Here is a 20,018-nt window from a genome sequence, read left to right as displayed (position 1 = left end):
CTTTTCCTGTGAATGTATGCGTATGCACACCCGGCATGAGTCCCGCGAACCGGGTGTGATGGGTACACGCCTTGAGGCGTGATCAGGTGGGAGCGCGGGGGCGGCTCCGAATTTGGAATACGACCAGGACGATCGAGCTCAAGGCGATGGTGATGCTGGCCATGGCCATCGCGACGGCGAGGTCGCCCTGCTCGAACTGGTTGAAGATGAAGGTGGCGGAGGTGTCTACGCCCGGAGGAAGCAGCAAGATGGAGGCCACGAGCTCGCGCATGGTGACGATGAAGGTGGTCAGCCAGGCGGCCAGCAGCACAGGCTTGAGCTGAGGCAGAACGACCTGGAAGAACACGCGCCAGCGGCTGGCGCCGAGGATCGAAGCCGCATGTTCAAGCGCCGGATCCATCGACTGCAGGCGGCTGTTGGCGTAGTTCAGGGCGTCGGTGATGTAGATCACCACATAGGCCAGCAGCAGCATCCACACCGTGTTGTAGGGGGAGACGGGCACCCAGAATGCGTTCCAGGCGAGGATCAGGCCGACTGCCAGAACAATCTTGGGGATGACGCGTGGCAGGGTTGCCAGGCCCTCCAGCGCATGGCGCAGCCAGCCATGCGTTCGCGAGATTACATAGGCGATCCACGCGCCGAGAAAGATGCTGATGGTCGCGGCGGCGAAGGCCAGCCACAGGCTGGTGAACAACGCCTCCGTCCCCCGCGAACCCGGGATCAGGATGGCGCGGTAATGGTCGAGGGTCAGGCTGGGGAGTGCGCCTTGCCACTGGTCCGCGATGCTGGTGACCAGCATGGCGAAGTAGGGCAGCAGCGTGGACAGAGCGAACAGCCCCGCAAACCAGGCCACTCCGATGATGCGCGCCCCGGGCCCCAGCTGGAATTGATGCGGGGTTTCGGGTTCGTAACGGCCGCCGCCCATGAAGCTGGCCAGCAGGCGCGATCCGTACAGCGCGATCAGGGCGACCAGGCACAGGAGAGAAGACAGGGCGGTGGCCAGCGCGAGGTCGAGCGGCTAGCTGGTCACCAGGTAGAAGATTTCGGCGGGTAACAGCGGCAGGTTGGCGCGTGTGCCCAGGACCGCGGGAACACCAAAATTCGACAGCGCCTCGAGGAACACCAGCAGACCGGAGTTGAACAGCGCTGGCAGCATCAGCGGGATGATGATGGCGCGCAGGGTCTGGCCCCAGCTGGCACCCAGCTGTACCGCGGCGGTTTCCAGGCGACGCGGTATGGAGGCCAGCGCGGCCTCGGTGGCCAGTGCGACGTAGCCAAAGGAGGCCAGCGCCATGACGAGCGTGACGCCCCAGAACGAAAAGAACCAGGCGCGCAGCGCCTCGGGCATCGGTCCCAGTAGCTGGTCGAAGAACCCGCCGTCCTGCATCACCAGGATGTAGGACAGCGCCGCGATGTAGGGCGGGGTCATGATCGGAACCAGCAGCGAAAGCCGGGCCCACAGTTTCCCGGGCAGATTGGTCCGTGCGAGCAGGTAGCCGCAGGGCACCCCGAGGATCCAGCTGACAACAGTGGTAGCGCCCGCCCAGGCAAACGAGTTCCACAACATGGAGCCGATGCCCTCGGTTTCGCCGATCCGGCGATAGGCATCGAGAAAGCCCTCGAAGCGCCCTCCCATGATTTCGGGGAAGATGCTGGTCAGGAACAACAGCGCCAGGGGATAGCCCGCTCCCAGCAGCAAGAGGGCCGCGACCAGCAGCACCGGGAGCCGGGTGCTGGCCCACGACAGGACGAAAGGGCGCGTGGCCGCGGATGCCACGGTGATCATGGGGCCGGGCTCCGCACCGCCCGCGGGATCTCCGCGCGTTCAACCCGGAGCTGAAACTGGCGCAGCAGTCGGTTCTGAGCCGCGAGTGCCTGGCTCCGGTCCAGCGCCAGGATCGGAGGCATGCCTTCGTAGGCTGCCTGCCGTTCCGGACTGTTCGCGATACCCTCCCGGGCCGGGATCAGGTGCTGTTCGGCCACCGCCTCCTGGGCGAACTCGGAGAAGTAAAAGTCGACAAATGCCTCGGCCAGTCCGGGCGCGTGCGCCTCGTCGAGGATCACGATCGGCCGCCGAACCATGGCCGCGCCACTGGTCGGGTAGCGCATCTCGACTTCGGGATTGCGGACCTGCTGGCGCAGGACAAGGTAGTCCACCACGCCCAGTATCGCGTCGTATGCGCCGGTCACGAGCCCGCCGATGGCCTGGCTGTTGGCCGCCGCGAAGTCGAGTCCATCCGTCCGGGCGTCGATGAACGCGGGCCACAGCTCGTCTCCCTGGACCTGGGCGAAATTTACCAGGAAGTCGCCGGTGGCTCCCGATCGTGACGGCGACGGCATGACTGTCCGCTCGGCATGAGGTGCCCGCATCAGATCGGGCCAGTCGAGCGATCCCGAACCACCCAGCGGGCGATCCTTGCGCACGGCGACGCCCACGAGCGCGGCGGCCGTCGCATGGAAATAGCCGTCCGGGTCGTGCCAGTCGGCGTCGGTTTGCTCGACCCCAGAGGGTCGGTAGGGTCTCAGGCGTCCGTCTCGCTTCAGGGCCTCGGCCGCGAGTTCCGAGGCGAAAATCACCACATCCGCGCGGTTGCGATAGCGTTCCGCCTCCAGCTTCGCCATGACCTGCCCGGTGGTGGCGGCGAAGAGGTCGACGCGGACGTCGTGCCGGGCTTCGAACGCCTCAACGATGTGTTCGATCAGAGGCCGGGGCCCCGCGGAATAGACCACCAGCGTGTCGTCATTCGAGGATGATCCCGTGCACCCGGTCAGACTCGGAAGCGCGACCGTAAGACCGGCGAGCAATAGAAGGCTGCGGATGCCCATCAGTTGCGAACGACGTGGGCGCGCTGGAGGTCCAGGCTGATGCCGACGGTTTCGCCGCAGGCGAGTGCCGAACGGTGAAAGGCCCGCAGACGCATGCCCTGGTCCAGATCCAGGAGGATCTCGTGGCGGTCCCCGAGAAAGCGCGAGTGGCGTACGGAACCCGGCAGCACGCCATTGGGGCGCGCATCCGGAGGCGGTGCCTTGCCAGGTGACAGGTCAATATCCTCCCGGCGCACCACAAGGTGCCCATTGGCGGGCAGCCCGTTGGTGGCCGCCAGGCGCAGGGCATTGTCGAGGACGATCTCGTCACCCCGACGCTCGAATGCCAGGATGTTCGCGCTGCCGATGAACTCGGCGACGAAGCGATTGCTGGGGCTCTGGTAGATGGCCTCGGGGGTACTGTTCTGTGCGATGCGGCCATCCGCCATCAGGGCGATGCGGTCGCCGAGTGCGAACGCCTCACCCTGATCGTGGGTGACATACACGACGGTCTGTCCGGTGTCGCGGATGAGCAGTGCGATCTCGGACTTGAGTTCTTCTTTCAGACGGGCATCGAGTGCCGAAAGAGGTTCGTCCATCAACAGCAGGCGCGGACGGACGACCAGCGCGCGGGCGATCGCCACCCGCTGCTGCTGGCCGCCCGATAATGTGGATATGGCCCGGTCCGCAAACTCGGCAATCTGGAGGCGTTCGAGAATCTCCATGACCTGTCGGCGCCGCTGCGAGGATGTGGTCCCCCGCAGTTTCAGGCCGAAGCCCACGTTCTGTTCCACATTCATGTGCGGCCACAGACTGTGATTCTGAAAGACCATCGCCAGCCCGCGCGTCTGCATCGGCTGGTGAATAGAGCGCGCTGGGTCATCCATGACCGTCCCCGCGATCGAGAGGGTCCCGCCATCGGCCGCCAGCGACCCCGCGACCAGATTCAGGAGTGTGGTCTTGCCGCAGCCGGAGGGCCCGAGCAGGACCTGGCATTCGCCGGGATGAACCTGAAGGTCGATGGAATCAAGGGCGGTATGCGACCCGAAGGTCTTGCGAAGTTGCCGACACTCAAGCAGCGGGTCGCTGTTGGGCGTTTGCATGACACATGCCTTGGGGAAAGAGCGAGCGCTTAGACTAGGGCAGCATCGTTACAGCGGTATTGAGGTTTTGTTGCGCGCGAATGAAGCTTTCGTTGCGTTGCCCGCGAGTGTGGAACCGGAACCGGTTCAGGCGAGGCGGGGGTCGCGCTGGCGGGGTTCGTCCGGGTGCGGGCGGGGAATGATGCAGTGGTTGATGCGCAGGAGTTCGCGCTCGGCCCAGGACTGCACCTGGGGGTCCGTGGCGTAGCGCGCATGATCCAGTAGGGCCTGGCGCTCGATATTGGGGTTGCCCTGTTCGTGGGCGATACGGCGGGCGCGCTCGAGTTCGTGCCAGCCTTCTTCGTCGCGTCCCTGGCTCTGGTCGAGCAGGGCCACGGCGCGCAGGCGCCGGATCGGCGCTTCGAACGCGAGGTCGCCCCGCTTGCGGCAGCCGGCCAGGGCGACGTCGGCGACGCTCAGGCGCCGGTCCGCCGCGGTGCCGCTGGCCTGCAGGGCGTCCAGCAGGATGTACTGGAAGATGGTGTTGACCCCGTCCATGATGTGACGCATCGCCTCCACCTGCTGCTCGATGGCCTGACAGGCGTCGGCTTGACCCTGGCGGGCGAGGGCCCAGCTCTCGAGGGTGATGCCGGCGGCGCGCCACAGCGGGTAGTCGTAATCGCGCGCGATGGCGAGCGTTCGGCGTGCCGCCGGCAGGGTGGAGTCCGGATCCCCGCTGTAGAAGCCGAGCACGGCGCGGAAGGCCTGCACGAAGGCCTCGGTGGGCCGATGGCCGAGTGCGTCCGCCTGCTCGCAGGCGGTGTCCATCTCGGCCCAGGCGCGCGCGTGGTTCCCCAGGTGGAGCAGCGTCCAGGCCATGAAGCCGCGCGCGCTGATGGCCGGGTTCTCGGTGTGCCGGGCTACCAGGGCGGCGTGGTCTTCCTCGCGATAGAGCTCCACCGCCCGGGTCTGGTGTTCCAGGGCCTCGGCGTAGCGGCCGGTCCAGAAGTGGGTGTTGCCCTGCACGTAATGGGCGGCGATCCGCAGCAGGCGATCGCCGGAGCGTTCGGCGAGCTGTTCCATCTCCCCGGCGAGACGGTGGGCCTCGGTGAAGCCATGCCAGGAGCCGGCGCCGTGCCACAAACCCCACAGCACGCGGAAGTACTGCACCGGATCCTGCTCCGGCGCGGTCAGGTGCATGGCCCGTTCGAAGATGTCATTGACCGTGCGTGAGCCATAGCCCAGCAGGGCCAGATTGGACGCGCCGAGCCCGCCGAGGGCGCGCAGCGTGTTGTGTTCCAAATCCGTCGGCTCATGTTCCTTGTGAGCCTCCGGATGGCGCTCCAGGCAGGCCAGGGCATCCTCGAAGTAGTGCGAGGCCTCGGGCAGGAGGCCGCGCGCGAACGCCGCCTCGCCGGCATGCAGCCAGGCGCTGGCCGCCTCGGGGTAGCGAGCGGCATGGTAGAGGTGGCTGGCGATGCGGCCCCAGTCCGCGGTCTGCATGCCGTTCTCGCCGTCTTCCTGCATCAGGTCGGCCAGCTGGCCGTGCAGGCGCGTGCGTTCACTCAGCAGCATCGACTCGTAGGCCGCCTGACGGAACAGGGCGTGGCGGAAGCGATAGCGCACGCCATCCACCATGCCGGCGGGTTCGATGAATCCCTTTCCGGTCAGCCGGGTCAGCTGCCGCCGGATGGTGTCGGCGGGTTGACCACGCAGTCGGCTGAGGATGCGGGTATCGAAGTCGCGGCCGATGACTGCGGCCGAGTGGGCCAGTTCCCGGGCGCTGCCCAGCTGTTCCAGGCGTGCGACCAGCAGGTTGGAGAGACCGGGTGGCAGGGTGTCCGGGAGCTGACCGCTGCGGGCAGCCTCCAGGGCATACCGCGTGAGTTCCTCGAGGAACAGCGGCACGCCTTCGCCGCGTTCGACCAGCTGGTCGCGCAGGCCGCTGGCCAGGCGGCCGTGGGGGTCCAGGCGATCGACCAGGTCGCGGGCGGCGGCATCGTCCAGGCCGTGCAGGCGGATGTGCTGCAGCGAGAGATCGCGCCAGGAGGAGCGGAAGCTCATGCGCGCGGTCAGGATGGCCATCAGGGGCTGGTGCTGCAGGCGCTGGTACAGCCGGCGCAGGAACTCCGCCGTGCCCGAGTCCATCCAGTGGAGATCGTCGCAGATCAGGAGGGTCGGACCGTGGGCGGCGCGCCGCTGCACCAGTTCGACCAGGGTGTCGATGATGCGGTCGCGGTCCAGCCCTTCGTGGGCGAGGCTTTCGGGACCGTCGGCGTCCGGATGGGTGAGCCAGTGGGCCAGGCGTGGCGCAAGCTCCGGGGCGACCCCGGCATGCTTGAGGGCGCCGGCGAGTCGGCGCTTCCGGGCATCGCGCAGGGTGTCGTGTCCCATCCAGGTGGCGAAGGCCTGGCGTACCGGGGCCAGGAGCTGGCGGGCGCGGTCCTCGCGGCACTTGAGCAGGTAGCGTGAGCGGGCCTGGCCGCGGACCTGGAGATCGAGCCCGCGGGCCAGGCGGCTCTTGCCCAGACCGGCCTCGCCCTGAACCAGCACGAAGCGGACCTCGTCGCGGTCGAGCACCTGATCCCAGTGGCTACGCAGTGCCTGCAGTTCCGGGTTGCGGCCGGTCAGCGGCGTCAGGCCACGCAGGGTCTGGGCATCCACGCGGTCCAGCGGACCGGGATCGCCGGTGACGCGGTAGGCGCCCGTGCCGTCCTCCGCCTCGCGGAAGCTGAAGTAGCCGGACACGCGGGCATGGGTGGGTGCGCTGACGCGCAGGGTGCCGGGGTCGGCGCGCTGGGCGCACTCGTGTACGCGGGCGGTGAGCTGGCCGGCGGGGTCGGGCAGATCCGGGTCGGCGCCGGTGACGATCAGGTCGGTATCCACGGCGAGGCGCAGCTGGCAGTCACCGGGGGCGCTCTCCAGCGCCTGCCAGGCGGCATGCACGGCGTCGACCGTCGCCTCTTCGCGTCCGGCGGGATAGCCGAAATAGGCGAGCAGGCCATGGCCGGGCGAGGGCACGACATGGCCGTGGTGGCTCAACAGGACGAAGTCGACATGCTCCAGCGTGCGGTTGACCTGTTGCTGCTGGATCTCGATGTCGGCGTCGGCATCGGGCTGTACATGGCAGGCCACGACCGTGACCCGACGGCGCTCGGGGCGCAGGGTGGCGGGCTCGGCATCCTCGGGGCTGGCGTGCTGATGGCTGGCCTCGGCGCGTTCGGCGCCCAGGATTTCCTCGCGCGTGCGCGCCAGCAGTTCGCCCGGGGGCTTGCCGGCCTCGGCCTCCAGGTGGGCATAGTGCTCGAGCGCGCGCTTGGGGTGGCCGCTGGCCGCCAGGGCCTTCATCAGGAGGTGGTGCAGGGTCTCGTCGTGGGGCTCCATGGCCAGCAGGCGGTGGAGCTCGGCCAGCAGGGGTTCGCCCTCGTTGGGCTTGGCGAGTTCGGGGAGATTGTGGCCGATGAAGACCAGAAGATTCTGCCAGTGATGGTCGCGCTGGGACTGGGCCCAGGCGGATAGTTCCGGCAGGTCCTGCAGGGCGCGCAGGCCCTCGAGGAAGTGTCCGCGGTACTCGCACACAATGGCCAGGTCCGGCGGGGGTGCCGTGGTCTCCCGCCCCTCGGTCGTGCGGCGCTCGGAGCGCGCACGCTGCAGGGTGAGGAAGTCGATGCGCGAGTCCGGTTGCGGCTGGAAGCGCACATAGCGGGGCGTCGTGTCGAGCAGGGGCGGGTCGCCGGCGGGTAGCTGGCGACGCAGCTGGAACAGGCCCTGGCGCAGGTTGACCCGGGCGCTGTCGGCGTCCAAGTCGGGCCAGAACAGGCGCGCCAGTTCCTCGCGCGGGATACGCCGCGGGCTCTCGGCCGCCACATAGGTGAGGAGCAGGCCGAGTTTCGTCCCGGAGAGAGCGGGTATGTCACGGTCCTCCACGCGCACGCCGACGGTGCCGAAGGTCGTGATTTCCATATGCGCCAAGCAGGTCTCCCGTCTTCTTCGTCAGCGGCCGTTTGTGGCCTTCCGCGATCCGGTCAGGGCGTTCGTGTACCGGGCCGCCGCCGCATTTGCGGTGCAGGGGCGGGCCCCATCTCCGTCCGGGTTGATTGTACCGGCATTCCGCGGCCGGGGTCAGTCAATGCGGATGGTTGCATAGCCCTGGTTTTCGTAGCCCATGATCGAGAGGAACGTGTTGCCGACCAGGTGAATCCCGGGCAGCAGGTCGTCCTGTTCGAGGTCGAAGCGCCGCGTGGCAATGCTGCAGGCCTCCATGTGGATGCCGTCCAGTTCCAGCAGGCCCTCCAGCCGTTCGTGGATATGGCGCACGGCGGAGACGTCCTCGATATCGAGGTGGTCGGTGGAGCGGGCGATCAGCCCCGCCGCGCCGCCCCGGAAGGCAAACACCATCTCCGGCTCCAGGCCCTGGCGCTGCATGTCGTCGTAGGTCTCGCGGATCACGCTCAGGCGGGCGATCAGCCGGTCGGGTTCGCCGATGGTGATGTCCCAGAGGATGCGCCCGGTGTCCATGCCGGCAATGGCACGCTGATCGCCGGGTTTGTCGGCGAGTGCCAGGCCGGGGAGCAGCAGGGCACCAAGCAGGAAAGATGCAAGTAAGCGGTGCATGGCAGTCGTCCCTTTTGGCGGAGGTCCTGTTACGAGAGTAGCAGTCCCGCGCGCGCTGCGTGCAGCGATGTCGGGTCGACGCCGGGGGAGCGGCCGCGCCCGGAGTCGGGCGCGGCCGTCGGCAGTGGTTCAGTGCCCGTGGTGGCCGTTGTGCAGATATTCCACCGCTTCGAGGGTCTGGACCTGGATCTCGCGTACCGGGATGAAGCGCGAGGCGCCCGGGCTGACGACCTCCTCGGTTACGCGGATACGGTAGGGAGCCTCGTGGTTCAGCAGCTGGCCGATGAAGCGCTTGCCCTCGTGGGTGACGCGTACCGGGGTGGTGTCGTCGTAGCGGCTGAAGTTGTAGCTCACGTCCTTGGGGTACTGCAGGTTCTGTTCGGAGAAGCTCATGGTAGGGGCCTGTTTCGATCAGTGGTCTTTGATGGCCTGGAAGGCCTCGAGTGCGGCCTGGCGGCTGGCTTTCAGGTCCACGATGGGGGCCGGATAGCCGCGTGCGCCGCCGGCGCCGGGCGCGTGAATATACCGCGTTTCGACGTCCTTGAGTACGGGGACGAAGCGGCGCACGAAGGCGCCGTCGGGGTCGTGGCGTTCGCCCTGGGTTTGCGGGTTGAACACGCGAAAGTAGGGCGCGGCATCGGCGCCGCAGCCTCCGGCCCACTGCCAGCCCAGGGTGTTGGCGGCGAGGTCGGCATCCACCAGGGTGTCCCAGAACCAGTGCGCGCCATGCTGCCAGTGCAGGCGCAGGTTCTTGGTCAGGAAGGAGCCGACCACCATGCGCAGGCGGTTGTGCATCCAGCCGGTCTCCCACAACTGGTGCATGGCGGCATCGACGATCGGGAGCCCAGTGCGGCCCTGCTGCCAGGCGCGCAGGTCCGCCGCGTCCTCGCGCCAGGGGAAGGCCTCGAAGCGCGGGTTCAGCGGTCGTTCCGGGGTGTGCGGGAAGTGATAGAGCACGTGATGGGCGAAGTCGCGCCAGCCGAGCTCGCGCACGAAGGCCTCGGGTCCTCCGTGGTCCGGATGCAGGCCGGTTTGGCGCAGGGCGCGCAGGATCTGGCGCGGGGAGAGCTCGCCGAAGTGCAGATGCGGTGACAGGCGCGAGGTACCGTCATGGTCCGGGCGGTCGCGTTCGCTGGCGTAGGCGTGCAGCGCGCCGTCGAGGAATTGCGTCAGCCGCTGGTGGGCCGCGTCCTCCCCGGGCGTCCAGGCGGCGCGCAGGCCCCCGGCCCAGTCGATCTCGGGCAGGAGTCCGAGGTCTTCCGGGCGCAGGCTGGCGGGCCAGGCATCGGGGGGCGGCAGGTCGTTGGGCGCGGGCAGCGGGTCGCGATCAATGCCGCGGTGCAGGCAGGCCTTCCAGAATGGGGTGAAGACCTTGTAGGGCCGGCCCTGGCCGGTTTCGACCTCCCAGGGCTCGACCAGCAGGTGGGCATTGAAGCTGTGGACTTCGAGGCCATCGGCGCGCAGGCCGGCCTTGATCTCCGGGTCGCGCAGGACCCGGGCGGGCTCGTACAGGCGGTTCCAGTAGACGGCAGTGGCACCGGTCTCGCGTACCAGGGTCCGCACGGTGTCAAGGGCGGGGCCGGCGCGCAGGATCAGGCGCGAACCGTTCTTGCAAAGGTCCTGGTCCAGGGCCTGCAGGCTGTGGTGCATCCACCAGCGGGATGCGGCCCCCGGTTGCCAGGGCGCCTCGTCCTCCGGGGCATGGATGAACACCGGGATGACCGGCCCGCCGCGCTCGCTGGCGGCGTGCAGGGCAGGCTGGTCGGCCAGGCGCAGGTCGCGGCGCAGCCAGACGAGGGTGGGGCCGGGGCGCGGCATCAGATACGGTCTCCCTGCGCGAGTGTGTCGCGGATGTGGCGGGCCTGGGCGCGGATGGCCTCCAGGCGTTCGGGGTCCATCTTCTCGAGGTGCTTCCACTGCAGCGCGGTGCGCGGGTGGCGGGCGAACCGCTCGCGGTGACGGTCGAGGAAGTCCCAGTAAAGCGTGGTGAACGGACAGGCCTTCGCGCCGAGGGCCTCGGCCGGGTCGAACGGGCAGTGCCGGCAGTAGTTGCTCATGCGCTGAATGTAGCGGCCGGTGGCGACGTACGGCTTGGAGGCCATGCGGCCGCCGTCGGCATACTGCGACATGCCGACCACGTTGGGGAGTTCCACCCACTCCACGGCGTCGACGTAGATACCCAGATACCAGGCGTGGATCTCGGCCGGGCGCACGCCCAGGAGCTGGGCGAACAGCCCGGTGACCATCAGTCGCTGGATATGGTGCGCATAACCGCGTTTCAGGGTCTGGCCCACGGCCTGGTGCAGGCACTGCATGGAGGTTTCGGCATCCCAGTAGAGGGCCGGCAGCGGCTGATCCGCCTCCAGGGCGTTCCATTCGTGCCAGGCCTCGCCAAAGTGGAAGTACAGCCCGCGCACGTATTCGCGCCAGCCGAGGATCTGCCGGATGAACCCCTCGACCGCGGGGAGCGGCGCATGGCCGTCGCGCCAGGCCTGTTCCGCCGCGTCGATCACCGCGCGCGGATGGATCAGGTGCAGGTTCAGCGCGGCCGACAGGCGGGCGTGATAGAGCCACGGCTGGTCGGTCCACATCGCGTCCTGATAGGTGCCGAACAGGGGCAGGCGGTGCTGGATGAAGTCGGCCAGGGCCTGTTGTGCCTGTTCCGGGGTGACCGGCCAGTCGAACGCATCCGTCTGGCCCGCTAGTTCCGGCAGATACCGGGCGACGGCATCCCGGCATTCGCGCGTGATCGTGTCGGGTTCGAAGGCGACGGGGGGCGGCAGCAGGCCGGGCCCGTCCCGGCCGAAATGTTCGCGGTTGTCGGCGTCAAAGTTCCACTGTCCGCCGGCGGGTTCGTCGCCATTCATCAGGATGCCCAGGGCGGCTCGCTGCTGGCGGTAGAAGTACTCCATGCGCAGCTGCTTGCGCGTCCCGGCCCATTGCTCGAAGGTCGTCTGCGATACCAGGAAGCAGGGATCCTCGCGGACCTCCAGTGGCACGCCCCGGGTGCGGCAGGTGGCCTCAAGCTGACGGCATACACGATGTTCCCCCGGCTGGAGGACGATCACCCGGGTCGGCTGGAGCCGTTCCAGGTCGGTGTCCAGGGCCTCGCCCAGGGTTGGCTCGGGGTGCTCCCCGAGATGGCGATAGTGAACGCTCAGGCCTGCCTTGCGGAGCTGCCGGGCGAAGTGGCGCATCGCCGACAGAAACAGGGTGGTGCGGGCCGCATGCGAGAGGACGTGGCGGGATTCGTGGGCCACCTCGGCCATCCACACGGCATCCCGGTCGGGGTCCAGCTCCTGCAGAACCGGGTGGTCGGGGGCGAGCTGGTCGCCGAGCACAACCAGGAGGGTGCGCACGGACGCGGCGGAGGTGGCCACTGAGCCGGGAGGCGCGCGCGGCGGCTACTGGGGCAGGTGCCGGGAGAGTCGTGCGGCGGCCTCCAGCGGCGGTCCGGGCAGAACCTCCACCGTGCGGCCGTGCTTGACCTTGGAAAGCTCCAGCGCGGCCGAGCCGGCAAGGTAGCAGGGCGGTCCGGCTTGGTTGAGGATGGCCTCCACCCGGGGCAGTTCGGGGCTGCGCATCAACTGCGAGGAACCATGGATGATCAGCGCCGGGGCACGCAGACGGCGCATCAGCGTCTCCAGACCCTCGGGGCTGGTGGCGTCGAACAGGGGCAGGGTCTTCAGGCCGTGGCGGGCGCAGGCAAGCTGCAGCAGCAGTCCGCCGACCTGCTGGTGCCCGCCGCCCAGGACCAGACAGGGGTAGGACGGGTCGTCGCAGGCGCGCGTGGCCGAGCGCAGCTGGTCCGCGAATGCGGCCGTGGCCCAGGCGGCGAACACCGCCAGGCGGACCTCGCCCTCGGCATTGTGACGGGATTCCTCGCGCAGGCGGCGGTACACCTCGAGGAAGGCGCTTTCGTGCACGCCATTCCAGCCGTGGCGCATGACCAGCCGGGCGTAGACGCGATCCAGCTCCCCTGCATCCAGATCCGTGACCGAGTCGTACAGTGCCTCGGCGACCGGATCCATGGTGTGGGGTGCGATCCCGGGGCCGGGGCTGTCGCGATGCCGGGGCTTTGTGGTGGTGTCCGGGGCGTCTTCGGTCGCGTCCGGATCCGGGCGGGGGGTGGCGGCTGCGGGTTCGTCGTCCAGAACCCGGTGGACCTGGGAGACCGGGATGCCCTGGTCCAGCAATTCCATGATCCGCTTGATGCGGGCGATATCGCCGGGGCTGTAGAGCCGATGGCCCTTGGGCGTGCGCATGGGACGAATGAGCCCGTAGCGACGCTCCCAGGCGCGCAGCGTCACGTCGTTAATGCCCGTCTCCGCGCACACGTGCCGGATCGGGTACAGGCCTTCTTCGTCTTGAAGTTCGATGTGCGTTGCGCTCGCCATGAATAAATTGTACGACATTTATACAGCGCATGTACAAGTGCCGGATCCCGGATGCGATCCGCGGAGACCATTGGGCTGCAGGGATGAACCTTTCCGGTCTTCGCGTCCCAAAGGGTAGCAACCTTTTCTAGATGCTGCTGGAGGGTCACATGTTTGCAACGCCGGAAAATCGCCGGGCCGGTCTGGTTGTTTCGCTGCTGGTCGCAGCCCTCGCGATGCCCGGCGTGGCGCAGGCCAACCCCGAGATGGCCGACAGCATCTCGCCCTACCTCCGGCTGCACACGGACGACCCCGTCCAGTGGCGGGCCTGGGATCCGGCCCTGCTGGAACAGGCCAGGGAGGAGCGGCGGCCGCTGTTGATCTCCAGCGGTTACTACTCCTGCTTCTACTGCCATGTCATGCAGGAAGAGAGCTTCCAGGACGAGGGCATTGCCGAGCGGCTGAACGAGAATTTCATCCCGGTGAAGGTCGATCGCGAGGTCGACGGGGCGCTGGACAGCTACCTGCTGGAGTTTCAGCGCGCCACCGCCGGGAGCGCGGGCTGGCCGCTCAACGTGGTGGTTACGCCCCAGGGGCATGCCCTGACCGGCGTGGTCTATGCCCCGCGCGATCAGTTCGCCGAGTTCCTCGACGGCATTACCGAACGCCTGGAGGCGGACTACGACCGGCTGGTCGATCTGGCGCGGCGCGGCAGTGACGAGCTGACCCAGCAACTGCGTGCGGGCGAGGAGCCCCTGTCGGAAAGCCGTGCCGGCCGCCTGCCGCAGGTGTTGTGGAGTCGCCTGGAGCGCGAGGCCGACGACCTGCAGGGCGGGTTCGGCAGCTCCACCAAGTTCCCGCATTCGCCGTATCTGCACGCGATGCTGGAGGCCGTGCAGGCGGGCACCGCGCCTGGCTGGGTCGGCGAGTTCCTGGAAATCACGCTCGACGAGATGGCCCACTCCGGTCTGCGCGACGTGCTGGGGGGCGGGTTCTTCCGCTATTCCGAGTCGCCGGACTGGAACGAGCCCCACTTCGAGGTGATGCTGGAGGATCAGGCCCAGCTCGCGCTTTTGTATCTACGGGCCGGTGAGCATTTCGGTCGCGAAGACTGGATCGAGCTGGGGCTGGAGAACCTCGACTTCGTCAAGCGCGACATGGCCCTGCGCGAGGACGAGACCGGCGAGCAGGCGGATACCGCCGAGGGTGGTTTCCGCGGGTTCGCCTCCAGCCTGTCGGCGGTCGACGAGGAAGGGCGTGAGGGGGGTGCCTACCTGTGGCCCGAGGCGGATCTGGAGTCCGCGCTGGCGGACCATGACTACCCGGACCTGGTGCGCGCGTGGTTCGGCATGGAGGGGAGTTCCGTGTTCGATCTCGGCTACCTGCCCCGGCGCGGCGCGGGGGTCGAGGCCCTGGCGGAGCGCTTTGACCTGGACGAGGCGGAGGTTCGCGAGCAGGTGAACGCCGGGCGCGAGATGCTGATCCGGGCGCGCGAGGCGCGCGGCCTGCCGCGGGACGAAAAGGTCCTGACCGGGGCGCATGGCCTGCTGCTCTCCGCCCTTGCGGAGGGGGCGCAGCATGACGAGCGCTTCCGCGAGGCGGGTGCGGCGGTGCAGGGCTGGCTGCTGGAGGTCGCTTCCGATCCCGACCAATTGCCCACGCTGATGGGGCTGCCCGCGGATCAGGCCGGGGCGGCCACGCTGCACGATTACGCCTTTGTCGCGCGCGGCCTGCGGGACTGGAAGGCCGCCGCGGGCGAGGGCGAGCAGGGGCCGGCGCTGGCACTGCTGGAGGCGGCCTGGGAACGCTTCCGCGATGACGACGGCTTCCGCTCGGAGCCGGAGCCGCCGCTGCCGGGGATGATCTCGCAGCGCTTCCATCCGGCGGTGCACCGGCCGTCGCCGACGACCCTGATCTTCCGGCTCAGCGCGGAGTGGCGTGATGCCAGCGAGGTGGTGGATGCGGCGTTCGCGGAATACGACCTGCGCCCGGGGCGCGCCATCGAGTCCGACCCGCACCACCACGCCCGCCTGATCCTCTGGCTGCAGCAGCGCGATCGCTGAAGGGCTGTATTACCACAGAGCGCACAGAGGACACGGAGAAGGTCAAGGGCGGTTAACAGGAAGAAGGGAAGGCTGGAAGGAACGATTTCTGGTGGTAACTTGCCCGTTTCCGGGGCCATTCATCCAAACTAAATTCCTTCCTATCTTCTAACCTTCCTGTTAGTCGCATCTGACCTTCTTCGTGCCTTCGTGTGCTTCGTGGTGACCCAACAGGCCCTTCAGGCGTCGGAGCGGGCGGAGGCTTCCTTTTCGGCCTTGTGCAGGCGCTGGAGCATCGCCTTGAGGACCTTGGGGTTGCCGGCGACGACGTCGCCGCGGCGCATCACGTCCGGGTTGCCCTGCCAGTCGCTGACCACGCCGCCGGCTTCCTGCACCAGCAGCAGGCCCGCGGCCATGTCCCAGGGCTGGAGGCCCATCTCCCAGAAGCCGTCGAAGCGCCCGCAGGCGACCCAGGCCAGATCCAGCGCGGCCGAGCCCGGGCGGCGCACGCCGGCCGTGCCCGGGATCAGGTGGCGCAGGCTGCTGAGGTAGCGCTCCAGGTCCTGGCCCTCGCGAAACGGGATGCCGGTACCCAGAAGCGCGCCGTTGAGGTCCTTGCGCTCGGAGACCCGGATGCGGCGGCTGTTGAGAAAGGCGCCGGCACCTCGGGTGGCGGTGAAGAGCTCTTCCTTCAGCGGGTCGTAGACCACCGCCTGTTCCAGCCGTCCCTTGTGCTTCAGCGCGATGGAGATGCCGTACTGCGGGATCTCACGCAGGTAGTTGGTGGTGCCGTCCAGCGGGTCGATGATCCAGACGAAATCGGCATCGGCACCGCTTTGCTCGCCGCCTTCCTCGGCCATGATCGCGTGATCGGGGTAGGCGCGGCGCAGGGTCTGCACGATCGCCTGTTCCGCCGAGAGGTCGACGTCCGAAACCCAGTCGTTGCGGGCCTTCTCGCGGGTATTCATGCGATCGGGCCGGCCCCAGGCGCGGGTGGTGATGCGTCCGGCCTCGCGGGCCGCCGATACCGCCGTGTTCAGCATGGGGTGCATGGGGGTCTCCTGGTGTTCTGCGGGGTGTCCGGCGGGCGCCTGTGGCGCGCCGCGGGAAGGCCGCGAACAATACACAAGCCGCTCTTTCTTGGGAAGTCGCGGGGTTCCCTGTGTACAATCCCCGGCCTTTGACGAGGGGCTCCACGAATGGAAGAACGCCTGGGGCGGGTGCGGGTCGTGCTGGTGGGCACGACGCACCCCGGCAACATCGGTTCCGCGGCGCGCGCGATGAAGGCCATGGGGGTGACCGATCTGGTGCTGGTGGCGCCGGAGCGATTCCCGCATGCCGACGCGACGGCGCTGGCTTCGGGCGCGGACGATCTGCTGGCGGGTGCGCGCGTGGTCGAGGACCTCGCCGCCGCGATCCGCGACTGTGTCTGGGTGGTGGGGACCAGCGCCCGTCTGCGCACCCACTCGGTACCGGTTCTGGGGCCCGCTGACGCGGCCGGGCAGGCGCTGGCGAACGCCGCCGAGGGGCCGGTGGCCCTGGTCTTTGGTCGCGAGCACAGCGGTCTGACCAACGCCGAACTCGATCATTGCAACGCCTTTGTGCAGATACCCACCGTCCCCGATTTCAGCTCCCTGAATCTGGCCGGCAGCGTTCAGGTGATGACCTACGCGCTGCGCATGGCGGCGCTGAATGGCGAAGCACCCGCCGTGTCCGGAGCCGAGCCGACCGGGGTGGAGCGGGACCCGCCCGCGACCCAGGCGGAGATGGAGGGGCTGTTCCGGCATTTCGAGCAGGCCCTGACCACCATCGATGTGCTCGATCCGGACAACCCGCGCCACCTGATGCGGCGCCTGCGCCACCTGTATCTGCGGGCCGGCCTGAGCGCCAGCGAGGTGCGCATGCTGCGCGGTATATTGACGCACACGGAAAGGGGCCGCTGAGGGCGCGTGCGGGGCACGTGATACCTTAGTGCAAGACTCAGGAATGAGGCCGGCCGATGTTTGACAGGATGCGCGAGGACATTCGCTGCGTGTTTGACCGCGACCCGGCGGCACGCAACGCCTTCGAGGTGCTGACCGCGTACCCCGGGCTGCATGCCCTGTGGTATCACCGCCTCGCGCACTGGCTGTGGACGCATCGCCTGCGCTGGCTGGGCCGGGTGGTCGGCAACTTCAGCCGCTGGCTCACCGGCATCGAGATCCATCCCGGTGCGACCATTGGCCGGCGCTTCTTCATCGACCACGGCATGGGGGTGGTGATCGGCGAGACCGCCGAGGTGGGCGACGACTGCACGATCTATCACCAGGTCACCCTGGGCGGCACGACCTGGGAGGGGGGCAAGCGCCACCCGACGCTCGGCAACGAGGTGGTCATCGGGGCGGGTGCCAAGCTGTTGGGCCCGATCCACGTTGGCGACCATGCGCGCATCGGCTCCAACGCGGTGGTCCTGAAGGACGTGCCGGCCGATGCGACCGCGGTCGGCATCCCGGCCCGGGTCATCGGGCCACGGCCCGAGCCCGATCCGCGATTCCAGCAGATGGCCGACCGCATGGGCTTCGATGCCTACGGCCTGTCGCGCGACATGCCCGACCCGGTGGCCAACGCGATCCACCGTATCGTGCAGCGGGTGCACGACCTGGACGAACGCATGGAGCGGGCCTGCCAGGCGCTCAAGCGCGCCGGGATCGACCCGGGCGAGGCCCTGGGCGAAGACGATTCCGGCCCGCTGGAGGCCTGCGATCTGGAGGGCCTGGAGCCGGACGAATGCGAGGTCCCGGGAGCTGCCACGAGCGAACAAGAACGTAAACAGCAGGGGAATACTTGATCGTTTTTGTCAGGTATTGCTAAGCTTGCCGGCAAATGACCGACAAGTGCACTCAACCATGAAACTGACGACCAAAGGCCGCTACGCCGTGACCGCCATGCTGGATGTGGCGATGCACACCCGCAACGGGCCGGTATCCCTGGCCGAGGTGGCGCGCCGGCAGAAGCTCTCATTGTCCTATCTGGAGCAGCTCTTTTCCAGGCTGCGCCGCAAGGGGCTGGTGAACAGCAGCCGCGGTCCGGGCGGAGGCTATGCCCTGAGCCGGGATCCGGAGGGCATCAGCGTCGCCGATATCGTGGTGGCGGTGGACGAGCCGGTGGACGTGACCCGCTGCGGTGGCAAGGCCAATTGCAATTCCGATTCGCGCTGCCTGACGCACGACCTGTGGACCGATCTGAGCCAGCAGGTCTACGACTTTCTCAGTACCCGCTCGCTGGCGGATGTGCTGCAGCGCCACCGCGAACAAATGGAAAAAGACGGTGTGCAGGAGGTCGTGATGCACGGCGCCTCCCTGCAGGCCTCGACCGACAAAAGCCATGCGGCCGCCGAGGCGGCCGCGGAGAGGAGCTAACGCCCCATGAGTGACCTGAAACTGCCGATCTATCTCGACTATTCCTCCACCACGCCGGTCGACGAGCGCGTGGCGGAAAAGATGGCGGGCTGCCTGACCAAGGACGGGCTGTTCGGGAACCCGGCCTCGCGCAGCCACAGTTTTGGCTGGAACGCGGAGAAGGCGGTCGAGAACGCCCGGGGCCAGGTGGCCCAGCTGGTGGGCGCCGATCCGAAGGAGATCATCTGGACCTCCGGTGCGACCGAGGCCGACAACCTGGCGATCAAGGGCGCGGCGCACTTCTACCAGCGCAAGGGCAAGCACATCATCACGGTGAAGACCGAGCACAAGGCTGTGCTGGACACCACGCGCCAGCTCGAGCGCGAAGGCTTCGAGGTCACCTACCTGGGCGTGAAGGAAAACGGCCTGGTCGACATGCAGGAGCTGGAAGACGCGATGCGTGACGACACCATCGTGGTCTCGGTGATGCACGTGAACAACGAGATCGGTGTCATCCAGGACATCGAGGCGATCGGCAACCTGTGCCGCGAGCGTGGGATCGTGTTCCATGTGGACGCCGCGCAGTCCACCGGCAAGGTCGCGATCGATCTGTCGAAGCTGCCGGTAGACCTGATGAGCTTCTCCGCGCACAAGACCTACGGTCCGAAGGGCATCGGCGCGCTGTTCGTGCGGCGCAAGCCGCGGGTGCGCATCGAGGCCCAGATGCACGGCGGTGGCCACGAGCGCGGCATGCGCTCCGGCACGCTGGCGCCGCACCAGATCGTCGGCATGGGCGAGGCGTTCGCGATCGCCGGTGCCGAGATGGGTCCCGAGCTGGAGCGCGTGCGCATGCTGCGCGACCGCCTCTGGGCCGGTCTCGACGGCATGGAAGAGGTCTACCTGAACGGTGACCAGGAACAGCGTGTCGCGCACAACCTGAACGTGTCGTTCAACTTCGTCGAGGGCGAGAGCCTGATCATGGCGCTGCGCGACATCGCGGTGTCCTCCGGCTCGGCCTGCACCTCGGCCAGCCTGGAACCGTCCTACGTGCTGCGCGCACTGGGCCGCGACGACGAGCTGGCACACAGCTCGATCCGCTTCTCCATCGGTCGCTACACCACCGTGGAGGAGATCGACCATACGGTCGAGATCGTGCGCGCCGCGGTCGCCAAGCTGCGCGAGCTCTCCCCGCTGTGGGAGATGTACCAGGACGGCATCGATCTGAGCACCGTCGAGTGGGCGGCCCACTAGGGGCCCGCTCGACACCACTAACGCAACGCGTACACACGCAACAGGAGAACGGTCATGGCTTACAGTGACAAGGTTCTGGACCACTATGAAAATCCGCGCAACGTCGGCAGCTTCGACAAGAACGACGATACGGTCGGCACCGGCATGGTCGGCGCCCCGGCCTGCGGCGACGTGATGAAGCTGCAGATCAAGGTCAACGACGAGGGCATCATCGAGGACGCCAAGTTCAAGACCTACGGCTGCGGCTCGGCGATCGCCTCCAGCTCGCTGCTCACCGAATGGGTGCGCGGCAAGACCCTGGAAGAGGCGAGCCAGATCAAGAACACCCAGATCGCCGAAGAGCTGGCCCTGCCGCCGGTGAAGATCCACTGCTCCGTGCTGGCCGAGGACGCCATCAAGGCGGCGGTGTCGAACTACCAGGAGCGCCACGGCCAGGCCGCGGAAGCCGAGAAGAAATCTGCCTGAGGGCCC

General features: G+C 68.0%; 17 protein-coding genes. 6 read left to right on the top strand and 11 right to left on the bottom strand.

All coding sequences use genetic code 11. The annotated features are described in order from the left end of the window. Positions 1–82 precede the first annotated feature (82 nt). The 10 genes from D105_RS15270 to D105_RS0110455 all read right to left on the bottom strand — a co-directional run bounded on the left by D105_RS15270 (position 83) and on the right by D105_RS0110455 (position 12,916). The gene (locus D105_RS15270; protein ID WP_018878370.1) at positions 83–925 is read right to left on the bottom strand and encodes an iron ABC transporter permease; all 843 of its coding nucleotides are present in this window, start codon (positions 923–925) and stop codon (positions 83–85) included. Positions 926–1,018: 93 nt separating this feature from the next. Next, the gene (locus D105_RS15265) at positions 1,019–1,786 is read right to left on the bottom strand and encodes an iron ABC transporter permease (protein WP_018878368.1); all 768 of its coding nucleotides are present in this window, start codon (positions 1,784–1,786) and stop codon (positions 1,019–1,021) included. Further along, entirely contained in the window at positions 1,783–2,826 is a 1,044-nt protein-coding gene (locus D105_RS0110490; RefSeq protein ID WP_026280467.1) for an extracellular solute-binding protein, read from the bottom strand. The genes D105_RS15265 and D105_RS0110490 overlap by 4 nt, the downstream gene beginning before the upstream one ends. After that, complete coding sequence (locus tag D105_RS0110485) at positions 2,826–3,908, bottom strand: ABC transporter ATP-binding protein (RefSeq protein WP_018878367.1); 1,083 nt, start codon at positions 3,906–3,908, stop codon at positions 2,826–2,828. Before D105_RS0110485 ends, D105_RS0110490 begins: the two co-directional genes overlap by 1 nt. A 126-nt stretch (positions 3,909–4,034) precedes the next feature. Further along, complete coding sequence (locus D105_RS0110480) at positions 4,035–7,850, bottom strand: AAA family ATPase (RefSeq protein ID WP_018878366.1); 3,816 nt, start codon at positions 7,848–7,850, stop codon at positions 4,035–4,037. A 159-nt stretch (positions 7,851–8,009) separates the two neighbouring features. Continuing rightward, the gene (locus D105_RS0110475) at positions 8,010–8,501 is read right to left on the bottom strand and encodes a hypothetical protein (protein ID WP_018866837.1); all 492 of its coding nucleotides are present in this window, start codon (positions 8,499–8,501) and stop codon (positions 8,010–8,012) included. A 129-nt stretch (positions 8,502–8,630) separates the two neighbouring features. Beyond that, on the bottom strand, positions 8,631–8,894 hold the full coding sequence (locus D105_RS0110470; RefSeq protein WP_018866836.1) for a hypothetical protein: 264 nt from the start codon (positions 8,892–8,894) through the stop codon (positions 8,631–8,633). A gap of 18 nt (positions 8,895–8,912) precedes the next feature. Further along, complete coding sequence (locus D105_RS0110465) at positions 8,913–10,319, bottom strand: deoxyribodipyrimidine photo-lyase (RefSeq protein ID WP_018866835.1); 1,407 nt, start codon at positions 10,317–10,319, stop codon at positions 8,913–8,915. After that, complete coding sequence (locus D105_RS0110460; protein ID WP_018878365.1) at positions 10,319–11,881, bottom strand: cryptochrome/photolyase family protein; 1,563 nt, start codon at positions 11,879–11,881, stop codon at positions 10,319–10,321. Before D105_RS0110460 ends, D105_RS0110465 begins: the two co-directional genes overlap by 1 nt. A gap of 24 nt (positions 11,882–11,905) precedes the next feature. Further along, entirely contained in the window at positions 11,906–12,916 is a 1,011-nt protein-coding gene (locus D105_RS0110455) for a MerR family transcriptional regulator (RefSeq protein WP_018866833.1), read from the bottom strand. 113 nt (positions 12,917–13,029) lie between these two features. Between D105_RS0110455 and D105_RS0110450 the strand changes: the two genes are divergently transcribed. Next, positions 13,030–14,940, top strand: coding sequence for a thioredoxin domain-containing protein (locus tag D105_RS0110450; protein ID WP_018878364.1), 1,911 nt, complete (start codon positions 13,030–13,032; stop codon positions 14,938–14,940). Positions 14,941–15,158: 218 nt separating this feature from the next. On the opposite strand, the gene D105_RS0110445 is transcribed toward D105_RS0110450, so the two are convergent. After that, positions 15,159–15,971, bottom strand: a complete 813-nt coding sequence (locus D105_RS0110445; protein ID WP_018866831.1) for an inositol monophosphatase family protein — start codon at positions 15,969–15,971, stop codon at positions 15,159–15,161. Between the two features lie 147 nt (positions 15,972–16,118). Between D105_RS0110445 and D105_RS0110440 the strand changes: the two genes are divergently transcribed. The 5 genes from D105_RS0110440 to iscU are packed head-to-tail and all read left to right on the top strand — an operon-like array spanning position 16,119 to position 20,012. After that, positions 16,119–16,862, top strand: coding sequence for an RNA methyltransferase (locus D105_RS0110440; protein ID WP_018875728.1), 744 nt, complete (start codon positions 16,119–16,121; stop codon positions 16,860–16,862). A gap of 56 nt (positions 16,863–16,918) precedes the next feature. Continuing rightward, positions 16,919–17,746, top strand: a complete 828-nt coding sequence (cysE, locus tag D105_RS0110435) for a serine O-acetyltransferase (RefSeq protein ID WP_196799349.1) — start codon at positions 16,919–16,921, stop codon at positions 17,744–17,746. Positions 17,747–17,804: 58 nt separating this feature from the next. Then, positions 17,805–18,317: an Rrf2 family transcriptional regulator gene (locus D105_RS0110430; RefSeq protein ID WP_018866828.1), complete on the top strand. Its 513-nt coding sequence runs from the start codon at positions 17,805–17,807 to the stop codon at positions 18,315–18,317. 6 nt (positions 18,318–18,323) lie between these two features. Further along, complete coding sequence (locus D105_RS0110425; RefSeq protein ID WP_018866827.1) at positions 18,324–19,547, top strand: IscS subfamily cysteine desulfurase; 1,224 nt, start codon at positions 18,324–18,326, stop codon at positions 19,545–19,547. A 54-nt stretch (positions 19,548–19,601) separates the two neighbouring features. Next, on the top strand, positions 19,602–20,012 hold the full coding sequence (gene iscU, locus D105_RS0110420; protein ID WP_018866826.1) for a Fe-S cluster assembly scaffold IscU: 411 nt from the start codon (positions 19,602–19,604) through the stop codon (positions 20,010–20,012). The last annotated feature ends 6 nt before the right edge of the window (positions 20,013–20,018 follow it).

Source organism: Thioalkalivibrio sp. ALE28, assembly GCF_000377425.1.
In the GTDB taxonomy this organism is placed as follows: Bacteria; Pseudomonadota; Gammaproteobacteria; order Ectothiorhodospirales; family Ectothiorhodospiraceae; genus Thioalkalivibrio.
This window is presented reverse-complemented; position numbering and strand designations above follow the sequence as displayed.

Excerpts from the sequence above, each read along its gene's own strand:
- D105_RS0110480 (WP_018878366.1), bottom strand. The coding sequence starts at position 7,850 with ATGGAAATCACGACCTTCGGCACCGTCGGCGTGCGCGTGGAGGACCGT.
- D105_RS15265 (WP_018878368.1), bottom strand. The coding sequence starts at position 1,786 with ATGATCACCGTGGCATCCGCGGCCACGCGCCCTTTCGTCCTGTCGTGG.
- D105_RS0110445 (WP_018866831.1), bottom strand. The coding sequence starts at position 15,971 with ATGCACCCCATGCTGAACACGGCGGTATCGGCGGCCCGCGAGGCCGGA.
- D105_RS0110475 (WP_018866837.1), bottom strand. The coding sequence starts at position 8,501 with ATGCACCGCTTACTTGCATCTTTCCTGCTTGGTGCCCTGCTGCTCCCC.
- D105_RS0110430 (WP_018866828.1), top strand. The coding sequence starts at position 17,805 with ATGAAACTGACGACCAAAGGCCGCTACGCCGTGACCGCCATGCTGGAT.
- D105_RS0110440 (WP_018875728.1), top strand. The coding sequence starts at position 16,119 with ATGGAAGAACGCCTGGGGCGGGTGCGGGTCGTGCTGGTGGGCACGACG.
- D105_RS0110425 (WP_018866827.1), top strand. The coding sequence starts at position 18,324 with ATGAGTGACCTGAAACTGCCGATCTATCTCGACTATTCCTCCACCACG.
- D105_RS0110490 (WP_026280467.1), bottom strand. The coding sequence starts at position 2,826 with ATGGGCATCCGCAGCCTTCTATTGCTCGCCGGTCTTACGGTCGCGCTT.
- iscU (WP_018866826.1), top strand. The coding sequence starts at position 19,602 with ATGGCTTACAGTGACAAGGTTCTGGACCACTATGAAAATCCGCGCAAC.
- D105_RS0110485 (WP_018878367.1), bottom strand. The coding sequence starts at position 3,908 with ATGCAAACGCCCAACAGCGACCCGCTGCTTGAGTGTCGGCAACTTCGC.
- D105_RS0110465 (WP_018866835.1), bottom strand. The coding sequence starts at position 10,319 with ATGCCGCGCCCCGGCCCCACCCTCGTCTGGCTGCGCCGCGACCTGCGC.
- D105_RS0110450 (WP_018878364.1), top strand. The coding sequence starts at position 13,030 with ATGCTGCTGGAGGGTCACATGTTTGCAACGCCGGAAAATCGCCGGGCC.
- D105_RS15270 (WP_018878370.1), bottom strand. The coding sequence starts at position 925 with ATGGGCGGCGGCCGTTACGAACCCGAAACCCCGCATCAATTCCAGCTG.
- D105_RS0110455 (WP_018866833.1), bottom strand. The coding sequence starts at position 12,916 with ATGTCGTACAATTTATTCATGGCGAGCGCAACGCACATCGAACTTCAA.
- cysE (WP_196799349.1), top strand. The coding sequence starts at position 16,919 with ATGTTTGACAGGATGCGCGAGGACATTCGCTGCGTGTTTGACCGCGAC.
- D105_RS0110470 (WP_018866836.1), bottom strand. The coding sequence starts at position 8,894 with ATGAGCTTCTCCGAACAGAACCTGCAGTACCCCAAGGACGTGAGCTAC.